Annotated in this window: 14 protein-coding genes; 5 read left to right on the forward strand and 9 right to left on the reverse strand. The window is 70.6% G+C overall.

What is annotated here, in order from left to right; genetic code table 11:
- Positions 1 to 81: 81 nt before the first annotated feature.
- Positions 82 to 1,257 (forward strand): tyrosine-type recombinase/integrase, encoded by a 1,176-nt coding sequence (locus tag ACZ7H1_RS13660; protein ID WP_470786635.1) that lies wholly within the window; start codon positions 82 to 84, stop codon positions 1,255 to 1,257.
- A 201-nt stretch (positions 1,258 to 1,458) separates the two neighbouring features.
- On the opposite strand, the gene ACZ7H1_RS13665 is transcribed toward ACZ7H1_RS13660, so the two are convergent.
- Entirely contained in the window at positions 1,459 to 2,565 is a 1,107-nt protein-coding gene (locus tag ACZ7H1_RS13665; protein WP_470786387.1) for an acyl-CoA dehydrogenase family protein, read from the reverse strand.
- A 259-nt stretch (positions 2,566 to 2,824) separates the two neighbouring features.
- On the opposite strand from ACZ7H1_RS13665, the gene ACZ7H1_RS13670 reads away from it, so the two are divergent.
- The gene (locus ACZ7H1_RS13670) at positions 2,825 to 4,165 is read left to right on the forward strand and encodes a UDP-glucose dehydrogenase family protein (protein WP_470786388.1); all 1,341 of its coding nucleotides are present in this window, start codon (positions 2,825 to 2,827) and stop codon (positions 4,163 to 4,165) included.
- 10 nt (positions 4,166 to 4,175) lie between these two features.
- Here the strand turns inward: ACZ7H1_RS13670 and ACZ7H1_RS13675 are convergent, their stop codons facing one another.
- Entirely contained in the window at positions 4,176 to 4,688 is a 513-nt protein-coding gene (locus ACZ7H1_RS13675; protein ID WP_470786390.1) for a CGNR zinc finger domain-containing protein, read from the reverse strand.
- A gap of 92 nt (positions 4,689 to 4,780) precedes the next feature.
- Here ACZ7H1_RS13675 and ACZ7H1_RS13680 point away from each other — a divergent pair, with 92 nt between their 5' ends.
- Positions 4,781 to 5,143, forward strand: coding sequence for a VOC family protein (locus ACZ7H1_RS13680; RefSeq protein WP_470786391.1), 363 nt, complete (start codon positions 4,781 to 4,783; stop codon positions 5,141 to 5,143).
- Positions 5,144 to 5,282: 139 nt separating this feature from the next.
- Here ACZ7H1_RS13680 and ACZ7H1_RS13685 read toward each other — a convergent pair whose 3' ends face one another.
- The 4 genes from ACZ7H1_RS13685 to ACZ7H1_RS13700 all read right to left on the reverse strand — a co-directional run bounded on the left by ACZ7H1_RS13685 (position 5,283) and on the right by ACZ7H1_RS13700 (position 9,465).
- A complete protein-coding gene (locus ACZ7H1_RS13685; RefSeq protein WP_470786392.1) occupies positions 5,283 to 6,425 on the reverse strand; it encodes a membrane dipeptidase in 1,143 nt (380 codons plus the stop codon).
- Between the two features lie 135 nt (positions 6,426 to 6,560).
- Positions 6,561 to 7,736 (reverse strand): dipeptidase, encoded by a 1,176-nt coding sequence (locus ACZ7H1_RS13690; protein WP_470786394.1) that lies wholly within the window; start codon positions 7,734 to 7,736, stop codon positions 6,561 to 6,563.
- A complete protein-coding gene (gene purE, locus ACZ7H1_RS13695; protein WP_470786396.1) occupies positions 7,733 to 8,260 on the reverse strand; it encodes a 5-(carboxyamino)imidazole ribonucleotide mutase in 528 nt (175 codons plus the stop codon). The genes ACZ7H1_RS13690 and purE overlap by 4 nt, the downstream gene beginning before the upstream one ends.
- Positions 8,257 to 9,465 carry a 5-(carboxyamino)imidazole ribonucleotide synthase gene (locus ACZ7H1_RS13700; RefSeq protein WP_470786399.1) on the reverse strand — a complete coding sequence of 403 codons (1,209 nt, stop codon included), beginning with the start codon at positions 9,463 to 9,465 and terminating at the stop codon, positions 8,257 to 8,259. The genes purE and ACZ7H1_RS13700 overlap by 4 nt, the downstream gene beginning before the upstream one ends.
- 148 nt (positions 9,466 to 9,613) lie before the next feature.
- On the opposite strand from ACZ7H1_RS13700, the gene ACZ7H1_RS13705 reads away from it, so the two are divergent.
- The gene (locus ACZ7H1_RS13705; protein ID WP_470786400.1) at positions 9,614 to 10,120 is read left to right on the forward strand and encodes a GtrA family protein; all 507 of its coding nucleotides are present in this window, start codon (positions 9,614 to 9,616) and stop codon (positions 10,118 to 10,120) included.
- On the opposite strand, the gene ACZ7H1_RS13710 is transcribed toward ACZ7H1_RS13705, so the two are convergent.
- Positions 10,071 to 11,336, reverse strand: a complete 1,266-nt coding sequence (locus ACZ7H1_RS13710) for an ATP-binding protein (RefSeq protein WP_470786401.1) — start codon at positions 11,334 to 11,336, stop codon at positions 10,071 to 10,073. The genes ACZ7H1_RS13705 and ACZ7H1_RS13710 overlap by 50 nt on opposite strands.
- A gap of 14 nt (positions 11,337 to 11,350) precedes the next feature.
- On the reverse strand, positions 11,351 to 12,028 hold the full coding sequence (locus ACZ7H1_RS13715) for a response regulator transcription factor (RefSeq protein ID WP_226734440.1): 678 nt from the start codon (positions 12,026 to 12,028) through the stop codon (positions 11,351 to 11,353).
- A 500-nt stretch (positions 12,029 to 12,528) separates the two neighbouring features.
- Between ACZ7H1_RS13715 and ACZ7H1_RS13720 the strand changes: the two genes are divergently transcribed.
- Complete coding sequence (locus tag ACZ7H1_RS13720; protein WP_470786403.1) at positions 12,529 to 14,049, forward strand: peptide MFS transporter; 1,521 nt, start codon at positions 12,529 to 12,531, stop codon at positions 14,047 to 14,049.
- Between the two features lie 84 nt (positions 14,050 to 14,133).
- Here the strand turns inward: ACZ7H1_RS13720 and ACZ7H1_RS13725 are convergent, their stop codons facing one another.
- Positions 14,134 to 15,492 (reverse strand): hypothetical protein, encoded by a 1,359-nt coding sequence (locus tag ACZ7H1_RS13725; RefSeq protein ID WP_470786404.1) that lies wholly within the window; start codon positions 15,490 to 15,492, stop codon positions 14,134 to 14,136.
- Between the last annotated feature and the right edge of the window lie 7 nt (positions 15,493 to 15,499).

Raw genomic sequence — 15,499 nt, forward strand, 5'->3', positions numbered from 1 at the left:
CCCAGGGTGGACCATGCGAAAACTGTGGCCGAGGGCGAGCCACGGCAGGTGGGGCCCACGACGGGAAAGGCCGGCTCAGACGTGGCGAGAGCATGGGTAGCGCGCTCCAAGGACGACGCGAAGAAGTGGACGGCCTTCTGGTACGACCCGGACGGGAAGCAGCGCCAGAAGTCGTTCGAGACCAAGAAGCGCGCCGACGACCACCGGAAGCGGAAGGAGCAGGAGCTAGATGCCGGGGCCTACCTGGACGACAAGCTCGGGAAGCAGCCCGTGACGGCCGTGTGGGAGCAGTGGACGAATCAAAGGAAGCTGACGAACAGCACGAAGAAGCAGTACCGCTCGATCCAGAACACGACGCTGGAACCGTTCTTCAAGGCTCGCTCCATCGTGTCCTTGAAGGTCGCAGACATTGAGCAGTGGCTCCTGTGGATGGAGCAGGACCGCAAGCTTTCTGCCCGCACACGGCGTCAACGGTTCTCGTTCTTCTCCGGGATGATGGATTGGGCCGTCGTAAACGAGATCATCGGGCGCAATCCGTGCAAGAAGATCAGGCACGCGGGCAGCCGCGCCAAGGAGATACGCGAGCACAAGAGCAACGCCCGGCGGCTGACGACTCGGGAAGTCCTAGCCATGCTGAACGGGGCCCCGCCCCGGTACCGGGCGATGCTCTGGCTCATGGCGGGATGCGGTCTCCGCATCGGCGAGGCCATGGCGGTCTCACGCGACCAGATCGACTTCCAGGCGAAGGTCCTGCGCGTCGTTTTCCAGATGGCGGAGGACGGCGAATCCGAGTCTGGGAAGAACAGCGCGCTCCAGCGGCGCCACGTCAAGGCCAGAGACGAGGAGGAACCGGGGCGCGTTGTGCCCCTTCCACCGAACGTGGCGTTCGAGCTGCGCAGGCACATCAAGAACCACGGCGTGTGGGGACCTGAGCGCCTGCTGTTCCCGAACGTAACCCGGACCGGGTACCTGTACGCGTCGTACTTCTACCGGCAAATCTGGCTGGTCGCCCTGACGAAGGGCGGGGTGACCTACTGCAAGCCGCACTCCATGCGGCACTACTACGGGTCCCGGTTGCTCTATGCGGGCGTGCCTGAGAACGACGTGGCCGACTGGATGGGACACAGCAGCACGGACGTGCTCCGCGAGCACTATCACTACATCTTCGAAGGGGCCGAGCAGCGCGGGCGCGCAGCCATCGCGAGCATGCTGACCCCCGGCGCGGACGACCCCACCGAGCGGGATGAAGTCGCCTGATCCAACCCACACGAAAGGCCCCCGGCATCATGCCGGAGGCCTTGTCGTTTGTACAGGTCAGCACAATGTTTCCAACCCAGTGTCAGCCCAGGATTTCCCCAGTATGACGCCCAGGAACACCCCGGAACGGACCCGAACGGACCAGAAGCCGATCAGGGCCGCCGGATCGGCCGAGTGGGCCGGTGACCTGCGAAAACCTTGCTACGGCAGGTTCCTTGCCATCACGATGCGCTGGACCTGGTTCGTGCCTTCATAAATCTGCGTGATCTTGGCGTCGCGCATCATGCGCTCGACCGGGTAGTCACGGGTGTAGCCGTAGCCGCCGAGCAGCTGGACGGCGTCCGTGGTGACCTCCATGGCGACGTCGGAGGCGAAGCACTTGGCAGCGGCGCCGAAGAAGGTCAGGTCGCCGTCCACGCGCTCCGACTTGGCGGCGGCCGCGTACGTCAGCTGGCGGGCGGCCTCCAGCTTCATGGCCATGTCGGCCAGCATGAACTGGACGCCCTGGAAGTCGGCGATCGGCTTGCCGAACTGCTTGCGCTCCTGGACGTAGCCCTTGGCGTAGTCCAGGGCGCCCTGGGCGATGCCGAGCGCCTGGGCCGCGATGGTGATGCGGGTGTGGTCCAGGGTCTTCATGGCCGTCGCGAAGCCGGTGCCCTCCTCGCCGATCATGCGGTCGGCGGGGATGCGGACGTTGTCGAGGTAGACCTCGCGGGTCGGCGAGCCCTTGATGCCGAGCTTCTTCTCCGGGGCGCCGAAGGAGACGCCCTCGTCGGACTTCTCCACGACGAAGGCGCTGATGCCCTTGGAGCGCTTCTCCGGGTCGGTGACGGCCATGACCGTGTAGTACTCGGAGACGCCTGCGTTGGTGATCCAGCGCTTGACGCCGTTGAGCACCCAGAAGTCGCCGTCGCGCACGGCGCGGGTCTTCATGCCGGCGGCGTCGGAGCCCGCGTCGGGCTCGGAGAGGCAGTACGAGAACATGCCGTCGCCCTTGGCGAGCGGGCCCAGGTACTTCTTCTTCAGCTCCTCGGAGCCGGAGAGGATCACCGGGAGGGAGCCGAGCTTGTTCACGGCCGGGATCAGCGAGGAGGAGGCGCACACGCGGGCGACCTCTTCGATGACGATCACGGTGGCGAGGGCGTCGGCACCCGCGCCGCCGTAGCTCTCCGGCACGTGGACGGCGTGGAGGTCGTTGGCGACCAGCGCGTCGAGGGCCTCCTGCGGGAAGCGGGCCTCCTCGTCGACCGCGGCGGCGAACGGCGCGATCTTGGCCTCGCAGAGCGCACGGACGGACTCGCGGAGCATGTCGTGCTCCTCGGCCGGCCGGTACAGGTCAAACTCCGACTTCGCAGAACCCGCCAAGGTCTCTCACTCCCCAAGGTCATGCTAACTACCGTTAAGTAACCACAGCTGCAGTGCCAGCTTAAGGGCCCCGTCCCGTGCAGGGATACGAGAGCCGCACGTGAGCTGCATGACAGCAGGGGGCCTCGGGGGGAAACGTCCCCCGAACGGGCCCGACTATGCTCGGTGGCCGCACACCGCACCGCACCTCCCAGGAGCACGCATGGCCCTCAAGATCACCGTGATCGGCACCGGCTACCTCGGCGCCACCCACGCCGCAGCCATGGCCGAACTGGGGTTCGAGGTGCTGGGGCTCGACATCCTCCCCGAGAAGATCGAGATGCTGGCCGAAGGCCGCGTCCCGATGTACGAGCCCGGGCTCGAGGAGCTGCTCAAGGCGCACGTGGCGGGCATCGAGGGCTCGACCGGCCGGCTGCGCTTCACCACCTCCTACGAGGAAGCCGGCGCGTTCGGCGACGTCCACTTCATCTGCGTGAACACCCCGCAGAAGCACGGCGAGTACGCCTGCGACATGTCGTACGTCGACGCCGCCGTCGACTCCCTCGCCCCGCACCTGGCCCGGCCGGCGCTCGTCGTCGGCAAGTCCACCGTGCCCGTGGGCTCCGCCGAGCGGCTCGCGGCGCGCCTCGCGGAGCTGGCCCCCGCGGGGGACGCGGTGGAGCTGGCGTGGAACCCGGAGTTCCTGCGCGAGGGCTTCGCCGTCCAGGACACCCTGCGCCCGGACCGGATCGTGGTCGGCGTACGCAGCGAGCAGGCCGAGAAGCTGCTGCGCGAGGTGTACGCGACCCCGATGGCGGCCGGGTCCCCGCTGGTCGTGACGGACTTCCCGACCGCCGAGCTCGTGAAGACCGCGGCCAATTCCTTCCTGGCCACGAAGATCTCCTTCATCAACGCCATGGCCGAGGTCTGCGAGGCGGCCGGCGGCGACGTCGTCAAGCTCGCCGAGGCCATCGGCCACGACGACCGGATCGGCGCCAAGTTCCTGCGGGCCGGCATCGGCTTCGGCGGCGGCTGCCTGCCCAAGGACATCCGGGCGTTCATGGCCCGCGCCGGGGAGCTGGGCGCCGACCAGGCCCTGACCTTCCTGCGCGAGGTCGACTCGATCAACATGCGGCGGCGCGGGCACATGGTGGAGCTCGCGCGGGACGCGGTCGGCGGCGCGTTCCTCGGCAAGCGGGTGGCCGTCCTGGGCGCCACCTTCAAGCCGGACTCGGACGACGTCCGGGACTCGCCCGCGCTGAACGTCGCCGGGCAGATCCACCTCCAGGGCGGCCAGGTCACGGTGTACGACCCGAAGGGCATCGAGAACGCCCGGCGCGTCTTCCCCACGCTCGGTTACGCGGACTCGGCGCTGGAGGCGGTGCGCGGAGCCGACGTGGTGCTGCACCTGACCGAGTGGCGCGAGTTCCGCGAGCTGGACCCGGCGGAGCTGGGCCGTGCGGTGACCCGGCCGCTGATCCTGGACGGCCGCAACGCGCTGGACGCGGAGGCGTGGCGCGAGGCGGGCTGGACGTACCGCGCGATGGGCCGCCCGCGCGCCTGATCCCCCTGCGTCAGGCCCGTGGAGCCGGGGGGCCGTCCCCCCGGCGGGCGCGGTAGCTGCGCATCTTGGCGCGGCTGCCGCAGACCGACATGGTGCACCAGCGGCTGCGGCCCGCCGGGCTGCGGTCGTAGTACGCCCACCGGCAGTCCTCGGCCTCGCAGGCCTTGAGCCGGACCCAGGTGCCGTCCGCCACCGCGGCGGCGATCGCCGCCGCGATCCGGGACCGCAGCCCCTCGCCGACGGCGGTCAGCGCGGCGGTCCCGTCGGCCGCGACCCGGACGGTGAGCGGGGCGTCGGCGAGCAGGGTGTTCAGGGCGTCGAGCCCGTGATCGGGGATGCCGTGGCCCGCGTGCGCCAGGCACGCCGCCCGCAGGGCTTCGCGCAGCTCGGCCGCCTCGGCGAGGGCGTCGCCCGCGAGGCCGAACTCCGCCGCAAGGCGGTCCTGTCCGGTGTCCACGCTGAGCGTGTTGACCAGCGCCTCCACGAGCGCGAGGCCTCCGGGTGCGGGCGCTCTCTCCGTCATACACGCGACGTTACCTCCTTGGCAGCAGTACCGGTAACGCCTAGGGTGGGCGTTACCGGTACATGCGTTGTTCAGGTAACGGAGGAGAGATCATGGCCATCGCCAAGCTCGGCACCGTCGTGTTGGACTGTCCGGACCCGCTGGCCCTCGCCGGGTTCTACGCCGGCCTCCTCGGCGGCACCCCGGCCGTCGAGGACGACACGTGGGTGCAGCTCTCGGGCCACGCGGGCACCCCGCTGGCCTTCCAGAAGGCCAGCGGGCACGTGCCTCCGCAGTGGCCCTCGGCCGAGGCCTCGCAGCAGTTCCACCTGGACCTGACCGTCGAGGACCTCGATGCCGCGGAGGGCCGGATCCTCGCCCTCGGCGCCACACCGCTCGACGCCGCGGACAAGGACCGCACCTGGCGCGTCTACGCCGATCCGGCGGGGCACCCGTTCTGCCTCTGCGCGTGCTGAACCCGACGGACGGAGTCCGGCGCAGCCGCTCGAAGCCAGTGAGGCGCCCCGGCGCCGAAACCCGCGGGAGCGGCGTCGGGAAATGGGTCCCGGCGGGGCACCCGTTCTGCCTCTGCGCGTGCTGAACCCGAGAGAGGGGTCAGGCCGGGTGGCGGTGGCGTTCGGCTCGGGCGGTGAATTCCGCGTCGCGCAGGACGCGCTGGGCGTTGCCCCAGGTCAGGAGGGACACGTCCGGCTCCGTCCAGCCGCGGTCCAGGAGTTCCGCGACCAGGCGGGGATAGCCTGCCGGGTCGGTCAGGCCCTCAGGGCGGGGGGCGCGGGGTTCGGCGCCGAAGGAGCCGCCCAGGCCCACGCAGTGCGGCCCGGCGACCGTACGGAGGTGGTCCAGGTGGTCGGCGACCATGGCGATCCGGTCTCCCACCTGGTCCGCCGCGAAGGTCACCATGCACAGGCCGTTCCCGGCGCGCAGCGCCACCAGCACCTCGTCCGGGACGTTCGCCGGATGGGGCACGAGGGCGGCCGCCGCGGTGTGCGAGATCAGCACCGGCGCCTTCGAGGCCGCGATGATGCTGCACGCGGCCGCGGGCGCGCAGCCCGTCAGGTCCAGCAGCACCGCCAGCCGGTTGGCTTCCCGTACGACCTCGTGCCCGAAGGGCGTCAGGTCCGGCTCGGCCCAGGCCGCGCCCGCCGGGGCCAGGCTTCGGACGCCGAGGGCGTGGAAGGCGCGGAGGATGCCCAGCGAATCGGCGAGCGTCCGGCCCGGCACGGGGCCGAGGAACGACGCGATCCGGCCCCGGTTGCGGGCATCGGCCATGTCGTCCGCGCAGAGCGCGAGGCACAGCGCGTCGGGATGGCTCCGGACGAGGTTGCGGCCCACGTCGATCTGCTCGAGGGTCTCGGCGACGATCCGGTCGCCGCCCGGCGGGCCGGCTTCCGTATCCGCCCCGGGCACGAGGAGCGACCAGAACTGGGCGCCCACACCACCCGCCCGCAGCCGCGGGATATCGGTGTCGACGCCCGTGTCGGGGGTCGAGATGTCGTGGTACGGACTCTGGCGCAGCGTCCACGGGAGGGTGTTGAACCCGTCGGCGACGGGGTGCACGGCGAGCAGTGCCGCGGCGCGGTCGGCCGCGTTCATGCCCGGCGTGCCGGGATCCGTGCGGGTGTCGGTTCCGGCATCGGTGCCGGGGTCCGTCCCGGTCTCGAAGGCGGGCGGGTCGTCGGCTCCGACGGCCCCGGGCTCCGCCCCCACGGGGGAGGTTTCGTCCTGCAGGTCGGCCATGGCGTTCGCTCCGGTCTCGGAGGCAGCAGGGAGTTGTTGCCACCGTGACACGTGGGACGCGTGGGTTCTCGTGGGATGTGGCGTTCGGGTGCCCCGCCCTGGAACGGGGCACCCGGAGTACGCTCCCCGACTCGCCTAGAGCCGGACGTTCGACGGCGGCAGGGCGGCCTGCGCGGACGCCACCGCCTCCGCGTCGCGCAGCACCCGGACGGCGTTCGACCAGGTCAGCTTCGCCAGGTCGGCACGGGACCAGCCGCGGGTCAGGAGCTCCGCGACCAGGTTCGGGTAGCCCGCGACGTCGTCCAGGCCCGCCGGGGTGAAGGCCGTGCCGTCGTAGTCCCCGCCGATGCCGATGTGGTCGATGCCCGCGACCTCGCGCATGTGGTCGAGGTGGTCGGCCACCGTGGCCGCCGTAGCGACCGGGCGCGGGTTGACGGCCTCGAACGCCCGGTGCAGGGCCATCGCCTCGGCGGTGGTGTCCAGGTGGTGGAAGCCGTGCGCGCGCAGGTTGTCGTCCGCCGCCGCCGTCCAGGCCACCGCCGCGGGGAGGATGAACTTCGGCACGAAGGTGGCCATGGCGACGCCGCCGTTGCCGGGCAGCTGCGCCAGGACGTCGTCCGGGATGTTCCGCGGGTGGTCGCAGACCGCCCGCGAGGACGAGTGGCTGAAGATCACCGGCGCGGTGGTGACGGCCAGGGCGTCACGCATCGTGGTCGCCGCCACGTGCGAGAGGTCCACCAGCATGCCGATCCGGTTCATCTCGCGGACGACCTCGCGGCCGAAGTCCGTGAGACCGCCGTGCCGCGCCTCGTCCGTCGCCGAGTCGGCCCAGTCGATGGTGTCGTTGTGCGTGAGCGTCATGTAGCGCACGCCCAGCCGGTGCAGGGCCCGCAGGGTGGCGAGGGAGTTGTTGATGGAATGGCCGCCCTCGGCACCCATCAGGGAGGCGATCCGGCCCTCGGACCGGGCCTTCTCCATGTCGTCCGCCGTCAGGGCCCGTGCCAGGTCCCCGGGGTGACGGTCGATCAGCTGGCCGACGATGTCGATCTGCTCGAGCGTGGCGCTGACCGCCGTGTCGCCGGCGTAGTCGGACCGTACGTACACGGACCAGAACTGCGCCCCCACCCCGCCGGCCCGCAGCCGGGCCAGGTCGGTGTGCAGGTGGGCGGACTGGTCGGCGGCGATGTCGCGCCGGTCGAGGTCGTAGCGGACCTGCTCGCGCAGGGCCCACGGCAGGTCGTTGTGGCCGTCCACGACGGGCGCCTCGGCCAGGAGCTCGCGGGCCTCGGCGAGCCGGTCCGCCGCGCTCACTTGCCGAATCCGAACGACTCCTGGCCCGCGGCCTTCGCCCGCAGCCGCTTGCCCTTCTCCGTCGCCTGGTCGTTCAGCTCCTGCTGGAACTCCCGCATCCGGGCCAGCAGGTCCGGGTCGTGCGCGGCCAGCATGCGGGCCGCGAGCAGGCCGGCGTTGCGCGCGCCGGCCACCGAGACGGTCGCGACCGGCACGCCCGCCGGCATCTGCACGATCGAGAGCAGCGAGTCCATGCCGTCGAGGTACTTCAGCGGCACGGGGACGCCGATGACGGGGAGCGGGGTGACGGAGGCGAGCATGCCCGGGAGGTGGGCGGCGCCGCCGGCGCCCGCGATGATCGCCTTGAGACCGCGCTCGGCGGCCTCCTCGCCGTACGCGATCATCTCGCGCGGCATCCGGTGCGCGGAGACGACGTCGACCTCGTAGGGAATCTCGAACTCGTCCAGCGCCTGCGCGGCGGCCTCCATGACGGGCCAGTCCGAGTCGGAGCCCATCACGATGCCGATGAGGGGAGAAGTGCTCATTCCGTGATCGTCCCTCGCAGGTAGCCGGCAGCGTGACGGGCGCGCTCCAGCACGTCGTCCAGGTCGTCGCCGTAGGTGTTCACGTGGCCGACCTTGCGGCCGTGCTTCACGTCCTTGCCGTACATGTGGATCTTGAGCTGGGGGTCCCGGGCCATGCAGTGCAGGTACGCCTGGTACATGTCGGGGTAGTCCCCGCCGAGGACGTTCGCCATGACCGTCCAGGGTGCGCGCGGGCGCGGGTCGCCGAGCGGGAGGTCGAGCACGGCCCGGACGTGGTTGGCGAACTGGGAGGTGACCGCGCCGTCCTGGGTCCAGTGCCCGGAGTTGTGCGGACGCATCGCGAGCTCGTTGACGAGGATCCGCCCGTCGGTGGTCTCGAAGAGCTCGACGGCCAGGTGGCCGACGACGCCGAGTTCCTTGGCGATGCGCAGGGCCAGCGCCTGGGCCTCGCCCGCGAGCTCCTCGGAGAGGTTCGGGGCGGGGGCGATGACCGTGTCGCAGACGCCGTCCACCTGGACGGATTCCACGACGGGGTAGGCCACGGCCTGGCCGTGGGGGGAGCGGACGATGTTGGCCGCGAGTTCGCGGACGTAGTCCACCTTCTCTTCGGCGAGGACGGGGACACCTGCGCGGAAGGGCGCATCTGCGTCCTCGGCCGTACGTACGAACCACACGCCCTTGCCGTCGTAGCCGCCGCGCACGGTCTTGAGGATGACGGGGAACCCGCCGGCCTCGTCCGCGAAGGCTGCCACGTCCTCCGGATCGCTCACGATCCGGTGGCGGGGGCTGGGCGCGCCGATCTCGTCGAGCCGGGCGCGCATCACCCCCTTGTCCTGGGCGTGCACCAATGCGTCGGGCCCCGGCCGGACGGGGATACCGTCCGCTTCCAGGGCCCGCAGGTGTTCGGTGGGTACGTGCTCGTGATCGAAAGTGATCACATCGCAGCCGCGCGCGAAAGCGCGCAGCGTCTCCAGGTCGCGATAGTCGCCGATGACGACGTCGCTCACGACCTGGGCCGCCGAGTCCTGTGGGGTGTCACTGAGGAGCTTGAATCTGATGCCGAGGGGGATACCCGCCTCGTGGGTCATGCGGGCGAGCTGACCGCCGCCGACCATGCCGACTACCGGGAACGTCACTCCTCCAGGGTATCCGCCGCAGAAACCGGCCCGGGTCCCCGGCCGTCCGAGGCCCCCGCCGGCGCGCATCGGCCCCCTGAAGCGCCCCTCCAACGCTCCTCCGGCCCCGCTCCGGCCTCCCTCCGGCCCCTGATCAGGCACCCCCGGGCGGCCCGCTGGGGCGCCGTCTACGATGGCTTTGTTGACGCAATCGACTGACAGGGGCTGAACGATCACCATGAGTGCATCGAGGGCGGCCCTCGTCCACAGGGCCCGCGGCCTCGCCCGGGAGATCGCCAAGTTCGGTGCCGTCGGCGGTCTCGGCCTGCTGGTCAACCTGGGCGTCTTCAACCTGCTCCGGCACACCACCGAGCTCGCGGTGGTGCGGACGAGCGTCATAGCGACCGTCGTCGCCATCGTCTTCAACTACGTCGGGTTCCGCTATTTCACCTACCGTGACCGCGACAAGAGCGGCCGCACCCGTGAGATGACGCTGTTCCTGCTGTTCAGCGTGGTGGGCCTGGTGATCGAGAACGGCCTGCTCTACGCGGCGACCTACGGAATGGGCTGGGACAGCCCGCTCCAGAGCAACGTGTTCAAGTTCCTGGGCATCGCGGTGGCCACGGCATTCCGGTTCTGGTCGTACCGCACCTGGGTGTTCCGCGCCCTGCCGCAGCCCGCGGACGCCGCCGGGGCTAGCGGACCGTCTTCTCCGGCTCCACGTGCTCCGGTGCGGTCCGGCTGAGGAAGATCGCGAAGACCGGCGGCTGGGTCTGGAGCAGCTCCAGCCGGCCCCCGTCCGCCTCGGCGAGGTCGCGGGCCACGGCCAGGCCGATCCCGGTGGAGTTGCGGCCGCTGATGGCCCGCTCGAAGATCCGGTTGCCGAGGTCCGCGGGAACGCCCGGGCCCTCGTCCGTCACCTCGATGACCGCCTGGTTGCCGGTGACACGGGTCCGCAGGGCGACCGTGCCGCCCCCGTGCATGAGCGAGTTCTCGATCAGTGCGGCCAGCACCTGGGCCACCGCGCCCGGGGTGCCCACGGCCCGCAGGCCCTGCTTGCCCGAGCGGACGATGGCCCGGCCCGCGCTCCGGTAGGCGGGGCGCCACTCCTCGACCTGCTGCTTGACGACCTCGTCGAGGTCGAAGGGGACGGCGGAGCCGGTCCGGGGGTCGCGGGAGTTCGTCAGCAGCCGCTGGACCACGTCCGTGAGCCGCTCGACCTGCGCGAGGGCGATCGAGGCCTCTTCCCGTACGGTCTCCAGGTCTTCCGTGACGGTGATCTCCTCCAGCCGCATCGACAGCGCGGTCAGCGGGGTGCGCAGCTGGTGGGAGGCGTCGGCGGCGAGGCGGCGCTCGGCCGTGAGCATCCGCCCGATGCGTTCGGCACTGGAGTCGAGCACGTCCGCGACCCGGTCCAGCTCGGGCACGCCGTACCGCTTGTGCCGGGGCCGCTGGTCGCCGGAGCCGAGCCGCTCGGCGGTCTCGGCCAGGTCGGTGAGCGGCGAGGCCAGCCGGTTGGCCTGGCGTACGGCGAGCAGGACTGCCGCCACGACGGCGAGCAGCGCCACGGCCCCGACCACGGCCAGGGTCCGGCCGATCTCCTTGGTGACCGTGTCGCGGGGTTCCTCGACGACCACGGTCTCGCCCTGCCCGCCCTCGGCGGTGGCCCGGATGACGCTGCCGTCGATGCGCTTGCCGATCTCGACGGGCAGGCTGCCGGGGACGGTGATGCGGGCGTAGCGGCCCGCGTCGAGGACCTCGGCGAGCGCGTCGGCGTCGACCGACTTCTTCTCCAGGACGTCCGACTCGACGATGCCGACGAGGCTCAGCGCCTGGGAGTCGACGCTCTCCTGGGCGCTGTTGGTGATGGTCCGGGTCTCGACGATGACGAGGGAGACCCCGAACACGGCGATCACGACGAGCACCACGGCGAGGGTGGAGCTGATCAGGCGGCGGCGCATGGCGTGGCTACAGCTCAGCTCTTCTCGAAGCGGAAGCCGACTCCGCGCACGGTGGCGATGTAGCGCGGGTTGGCCGCGTCGTCGCCCAGCTTCTTGCGGAGCCAGGAGATGTGCATGTCGAGGGTCTTGGTCGAGGACCACCAGGTGGTGTCCCAGACCTCGCGCATGAGCTGGTCGCGGGTGACGACCCGGCCGGCGTCGCGGACGAGGACGCGCAGCAGGTCGAACTCCTTCGCGGTGAGCTGGAGCTCCTCCTCGCCCATCCAGGCGCGGTGCGACTCGACGTCGATGCGGACGCCGTGGGTGGCGGGGGGCTGCGCGGGCTCGGTGGCGCCGCGCCGCAGGAGGGCCCGTACCCGGGCGAGCAGCTCGGCGAGGCGGAACGGCTTGGTGACGTAGTCGTCGGCGCCGGCGTCGAGGCCGACGACGGTGTCGACCTCGTCGGCGCGGGCCGTCAGCACGAGGATCGGGAAGCCGTGGCCTTCGGCACGCAGGCGGCGTGCGACCTCCAGGCCGTCCATGCCGGGCAGGCCGAGGTCCAGGACCACGAGATCGACGCCGCCCTGCAGTCCGGCGTCGAGGGCGGTCGGTCCGTCTTCGCGGACCTCGACCTCGTATCCCTCCCTGCGCAGGGCGCGGGCCAGGGGCTCCGAGATGGATGCGTCGTCCTCGGCGAGCAGTACACGCGTCATGTGGGTGATGGTAGTCCGCGGCGGGTCAGCCCCGTCGTGCGATCACCAAGGGATCATGTTGCCCTGCGGATGTGGGCACTTGAATGGTCCGTACCCTTCGAATTGCCGGAACGGTTCCCGCCACCACCTGTGATCCATATCTCAAGTCCTTCCATATCCGGCAGTGTCGTGTCGTATGGTGGCGAGACGCCTGATGCACTACCCGGGGACCTTTGTGCCGTAATCGCGGTCGAAGGTCTCTATTTCTGTCCGAGCCGGACCGACAGCCTTCTGGAAGGCCCCGTCCGGTTCCCGGGCAGCGAACGACCTGTGGGCCGGGCCCTGCACGCAACGACGCGAGCCGGGCGTGGATCCCGGTAGGGACTGTTCCTCCGCGCCGTACAACGGAGCGGGACCCCTGGGCGTGGGGTGCGGAGCCTTCCCCCGCCGGTGCCGGCCACCCCCCACCGGGCGCCGACGAGCTCACGAGGCGCGGCGTCCCGAGCAAGCAAGGATCGACCATGGCTTCCAGCCTGACGAAGGACTCGCCGAGCGCCGCTCACGAGAAGACCTTCCTCGGCCACCCGATCGGCCTGGCCACGCTGTTCATGACCGAGATGTGGGAGCGGTTCTCCTACTACGGCATGCGTGCGCTCCTCGTCCTGTACCTGGTCTCCGGCGGCGTCGACGCCGCGAAGGGCAGCCAGGGCGGCGGGCTGGCATACACCGCGGCGACGGCCACGGCGATCTACTCCGTCTACGTGGCCATGGTCTACCTGATGGCCATGCCCGGCGGCTGGTTCGGCGACCGCGTCTGGGGCGCCCGCAAGACGGTCACCATCGCCGCTTTCGTGATCATGGCGGGCCACGTGTCGCTCGCGCTGCCCGGCCAGATCGCGTTCTTCATCGGTCTGCTGCTGGTCGCGATCGGCTCCGGTCTGCTCAAGGCCAACATCTCCACGATGGTCGGCCACCTGTACGCGGGCAAGGACGGCGTGCGCCGCGACAGCGGGTTCACGATCTTCTACGTCGGCATCAACCTGGGCGCCCTCCTGGCCCCGGTCGGCATCGGCATGGTCGGCGAGCTCGTCAACTGGCACCTGGGCTTCGCCCTCGCCGCCGTGGGCATGGGCCTCGGCCTGGTGTTCTTCCTGGCGTTCGGCCACACCCTGAACCCGCAGAGCAGCGTCGTCCCGAACCCGCTGACGGCCGCGGAGCGCGACAACGTCATCCGCAAGAGCGTCTTCGCCGTCCTCGCCGTCGCCGTGTTCTACGGCGCCGTGGTCGCGCTGGACATGTTCACCATCAAGTGGGCGCTGTACCCGATCACGATCGCCGGCCTGGTCATCCCGGTCGCCGTCCTCACCCGGATCAGGCGGGACAAGGACCTGAGCTCCGAAGAGCAGACCAAGATGAGCGCCTTCATCTGGTTCTTCGTGGCCGCCGCCGTGTTCTGGATGATCTACGACCAGGGCGGCTCGACGCTCTCTCTGTTCGGCAGCGACAACTCCGAGCGCGGCCTGTTCGGCTGGGAGCTCCCGAACGTCCTCTTCCAGTCCCTGAACCCGTTCTTCGTGGTGCTGCTGGCCCCGCTGTTCGCGTGGATGTGGCTGGCCCTCGCCCGCCGCAACCGCGAGCCCAGCACGATCGTCAAGTTCTCGATCGCCCTGGTCATCGTCGGCGCCTCGTTCTTCGTGTTCTGCATCCCGCTCAGCCAGACCGCAGGCACCGACACCAAGGTCACCATGTGGTGGCTGGTGCTGATCTTCCTGATGCACACCGTCGCCGAGCTGTGCCTCTCCCCGGTCGGCCTCTCCGTCACCACGAAGATGGCCCCGCAGAAGTACGCCTCCCAGATGATGGGCGTGTGGTTCCTGGCCGTCACCGCCGGTGACTGCATCACGGGTCTGCTCGGCCTGGCCGACGTGAAGCTGAACGGCGTCGGCGTGGTCGCCTTCGAGGCGTTCGCCGCCGTGCTCGCCGGTGTCGCGATCTTCATGTACCGCAAGAAGGTCAACGCGCTGATGGGTGACGTGCACTGACGCACTCCCCCTGCGGCACGGGAACGGCCCGGCACACCACCAGGTGTGCCGGGCCGTTCCCGTGTCCGGGCCCCTGCGGGCGCGTTACCGGGTGCCGCGCAGGCGGCGCCACGGGGTGAAGGTGAACACCGCGCCGCCGAGCAGGATCACCGTGCCCGCGACCAGGGCGAGGGCCTTGATGCCGCCGTCGTCGCCCGCGCCGGTCTCGGCGAGGCCTTCGGTGGTGCTGCCGTTGCCGGAGGAGTTGCCGGAGGTGCCGGTCGTGCCGGCGCTGCCGCCCGGCTGGGCGGCGGTGTCCAGCTCGACGGAGACTCCGCTGCTGACGGCCTTGCAGGGCACCTTGATGCTGCCGGAGACGGTGATGAGCAGCTCGTCGGGGCTCAGCGTGACCTTGCCGGACTTGCCGGGCTTGTAGGTGCCGGTCATGTCGGCGAGGTCGACCGGGTCGCCGGCCTTGACGGCGGTGGTGTTCGCCGGACCGCTGACGTCGACCGTGCCGCTGTCCGCACCGCCGAGCTTGATCTTCATGGACGGCTTGAGGGCGCCCGCGGCGAGGTCGGCCGGGCTCTTCATGATGCCCTTGCCGGTCTTGACGGTGAGGTTCCAGCTGCCACCGCTCTTCTTGGCGTTGATGGTGGCGGGGGCCTTGATCGCCTCCTGGACGAACGGCTTGCAGTCGTAGGTGACGGTGACCGCCTTGCCGGCGACGTCGCTGGGGCCGCCGGTGCCGGCGGTGGTTCCGGACGTGGTGCCCGAGGTCGTACCGGACGTGGTTCCGGCGGTCGTCCCGGACGTCGCACCCGAGGTGGTTCCGGACGTCGTACCCGAGGTGGTTCCGGACGTCGTGCCCGAGGTGGTTCCGGACGTCGTGCCGGACGTGGTCCCCGACGTCGTGCCGGACGTCGTACCGCCGCTGGAGCCGCCCGTCACCGTGATGGTGTGGGCCGTCGAGACCGTACCCACCGGCGCGCACTTCGTGGTGAACGTGCCGAAGGAGAAGGTGACCGCCACGTCGTACTTGGCCGGAGTGAGCGTGATCTTGCCGGCCTTGGTCAGCTTGAGCTTCCCCTTCATGTCGGACATGACCATGGGGGCCTTCTTGGGGATCGGCGGGTTCTTCTTCTCGCCGACCAGCTTGAGCTCGCCCATCCCGCCGCCGACCGTCAGCCACCCGGTGGGCTGGACCGCGTCCTGCGGGATGTCCATCAGGTCGGTGTTGTTCGAGGCCGGCTTGACGGTCTTCCAGACCACCTCGACCTCGTCGCCGACCTTCGCGGTGGCCGGTGCCGTGATCCTGGCGGTGGTCTCGCCCTCCACCGGCCCGCCGCCGCCTGCCGGCGGCACGCACTTGACCTTGAAAGTGATCTCCGCCGCCTGGGCCGGCGTGGCCACCATCAAGATGCCCGCGCCGCCGAGCAGCAGCGCGACGGCCGCCGCGCTCACCCTCCGT

Source organism: Streptomyces sp. NPDC037401, from assembly GCF_055602345.1.

Bases quoted from the DNA above. Each gene is read 5' to 3' on its own strand.
- ACZ7H1_RS13680 (WP_470786391.1), top strand. From the start codon at position 4,781: ATGGCCATCGCCAAGCTCGGCACCGTCGTGTTGGACTGTCCGGACCCG.
- ACZ7H1_RS13720 (WP_470786403.1), top strand. From the start codon at position 12,529: ATGGCTTCCAGCCTGACGAAGGACTCGCCGAGCGCCGCTCACGAGAAG.
- ACZ7H1_RS13685 (WP_470786392.1), bottom strand. From the start codon at position 6,425: ATGGCCGACCTGCAGGACGAAACCTCCCCCGTGGGGGCGGAGCCCGGG.
- ACZ7H1_RS13670 (WP_470786388.1), top strand. From the start codon at position 2,825: ATGGCCCTCAAGATCACCGTGATCGGCACCGGCTACCTCGGCGCCACC.
- ACZ7H1_RS13705 (WP_470786400.1), top strand. From the start codon at position 9,614: ATGAGTGCATCGAGGGCGGCCCTCGTCCACAGGGCCCGCGGCCTCGCC.
- purE (WP_470786396.1), bottom strand. From the start codon at position 8,260: ATGAGCACTTCTCCCCTCATCGGCATCGTGATGGGCTCCGACTCGGAC.
- ACZ7H1_RS13675 (WP_470786390.1), bottom strand. From the start codon at position 4,688: ATGACGGAGAGAGCGCCCGCACCCGGAGGCCTCGCGCTCGTGGAGGCG.
- ACZ7H1_RS13700 (WP_470786399.1), bottom strand. From the start codon at position 9,465: ATGCGCGCCGGCGGGGGCCTCGGACGGCCGGGGACCCGGGCCGGTTTC.
- ACZ7H1_RS13710 (WP_470786401.1), bottom strand. From the start codon at position 11,336: ATGCGCCGCCGCCTGATCAGCTCCACCCTCGCCGTGGTGCTCGTCGTG.
- ACZ7H1_RS13665 (WP_470786387.1), bottom strand. From the start codon at position 2,565: ATGCTCCGCGAGTCCGTCCGTGCGCTCTGCGAGGCCAAGATCGCGCCG.
- ACZ7H1_RS13715 (WP_226734440.1), bottom strand. From the start codon at position 12,028: ATGACGCGTGTACTGCTCGCCGAGGACGACGCATCCATCTCGGAGCCC.